Source organism: Mucilaginibacter sp. P4_E8, assembly GCF_056401495.1.
On the sequence record NZ_JBFUJG010000310.1, the window covers coordinates 1 to 2,229 of the forward strand.

The following is a 2,229-nucleotide window of genomic DNA, read 5'->3' on the forward strand; positions in this document are numbered from 1 at the left end:
AACTATAGCTGCTCAACCCTGGCTGGCACCCAACCTGCAGGGCTTTAACGGCGAGATATACGATGTAAGATACTCTTTATGGAAAACCATGTTCATGGGCAGGTTCCCGGCTATGCAATACAACTATGATGAATGGATGAAAATTGTAAATGATTTTGTAGCAGCCGAAACCGATGATGTTTTAGAAGCAGGTTTAAAACGTTTGCCCCAATCGTCATACAAATTAAGGCATGATGTATTACTGAGGCAGTTAAAGGAGCGGAGGGCTAATATCCCGGCAGCCATGTCATATTACTACAAATTTGTAAACGAAATTGTTGACATACATACTACCAATAAAGACGAACTGGTAAATATTAAAGATATACCGGGTCGAGGTCTTAACGTTACGGTCAACAAGATCAGCAAGAACGGGAATATTAAGGATACATTGATGAATACCAATTACAATCCTGATATTACCAAAGAAATAAGGCTGTACATTGCAGGTGGTGATGACAAGGTTGTTTTAAATAATGCTACGTCGCCCATTAAGTTAAGGTTCATTGATAGCACAGGAAACAAAAGCTACGATATCGTTAAATCAAGAAACACGGTACAGTTATATGACAGGGGTAAAAAGCTAAGTCTTACTGGCGATAGCTCATCGGTAAATAAGCATATTTCGGCAGATAGCGCCAATACCGCTTATTTAAGGGTCAATTTGCTAAGCAATACCATGYCGCTGGCCAATATCGAAATAAACCCGGATGAAGGTGTTTTGCTTGGTGCCGGCTTTAAATACACCCATCAGAAAGGGTTTCGCAAACTGCCCTATAATGATGTACAAACGGTATTTCTGAGTCATTCATTTTCGACCAAAGCATTTAAATTGAAATATGCGGGCGAGTGGATACAAGCTGTTGGCAATGCCAATTTCCTCATGCAATTTCAGGTGAACGCGCCCGGTAATCTTAATTTTTTTGGCCGGGGGAATGAAACCGTTTTTGATAAAACCGGCGATTACAAAACTTTTTACCGCGCCAGGTTCAATACCGTTCAGTTTGATCCGGCTTTGAGCTGGAATAGTAAAAGTGGAACCACAATAACTGTAGGTCCGTCATTTCAATATTATAGTTTTGACGATAAGGATAATACAGGCCGATTAATTACAAATCCATTACTTACAAATGCTGATGATAGTTATACCTTTGACAAACGAAAAGTATTTGCGGGTATTGTTGTAAACTTTACCAGCGATAAACGTAACAATAAGATACTCCCGGCATGGGGAAGCTACGTAAATGTTAAACTACAGGGTTATACCGGTTTAAATACATATTCAACAACTTTTACACAGCTTATCCCACAAGCGGCATTGTATAAAAGTTTAAATACCAAAGGTACCATAGTATTGGCCGAAAGAATTGGCGGTGGTATCACTGTTGGTAAAACAGCCTTTTATCAGTCTTTATTTTTAGGCGGGCAGGATAACTTATTAGGTTACAGGTTATACCGGTTTGCCGGGCAGTATAGTTTGTACAACAACCTTGAGCTGCGTATAAAGCTGGCCGATTTTGCCAGTTAYATTGTTCCGGGGCAAATAGGTATATTAGGCTTTTATGATGTTGGCCGCGTTTGGGAAAAAGGCGAACATTCTGATAAATGGCATAACGGCACTGGTGGTGGTATTTATGTAGCACCAGCGAGGCTCGCGGTAATAAAAGTAGTAGCAGGTCACTCTGAAGAAGGATGGTACCCATATCTTTCAACAGCTTTCAGATTTTAATACAGGGTAATTTTTTATAACAACAATGCACACTGAGGTTTTAAATATTAGCAAGGACGACTGTTTTTTATGCCAGGTACAAACGTGCCTGTCATTTAATCCGTTTGTGGAGCATTTGAAAGAACGGATACAAACAGAAAAGACACTTAAAAGTGAATTTTACAAGTATGTATTAGACAAATTTGAACAGGATACCTGTATAGATCTGGATATGCATCCCGAAAATGCTGAAAAGTACAGGGAGATGCTTGAACTGATCTATAGTATACTTACGCCTCCTATTTTAAACGAAAAAGAGTTTTATTGGGCGTTGAGTACACCCGTACCCGAAAAAATATTTTTTAGTACTGATGCTTTTTTTGATTTTCATTCCAGCCACCATTCTGGTTTACATTCGGTAAATATTAGCCAGGGCGAATTATTTAGCCAGCGGCAAAAACGGTTTATTTACAATTTAATAT

General features: G+C 39.1%; 1 protein-coding gene and 1 pseudogene. Both read left to right on the forward strand.

Annotated elements, in window-relative coordinates:
- Window positions 1-1,768: BamA/TamA family outer membrane protein (locus AC1DRQ_RS30830; RefSeq protein ID WP_477429843.1), on the forward strand; the 1,768-nt coding region annotated here is incomplete at its 5' end.
- A gap of 25 nt (window positions 1,769-1,793) precedes the next feature.
- Window positions 1,794-2,229: pseudogene (locus AC1DRQ_RS30835) on the forward strand (hypothetical protein); the annotation flags it as partial.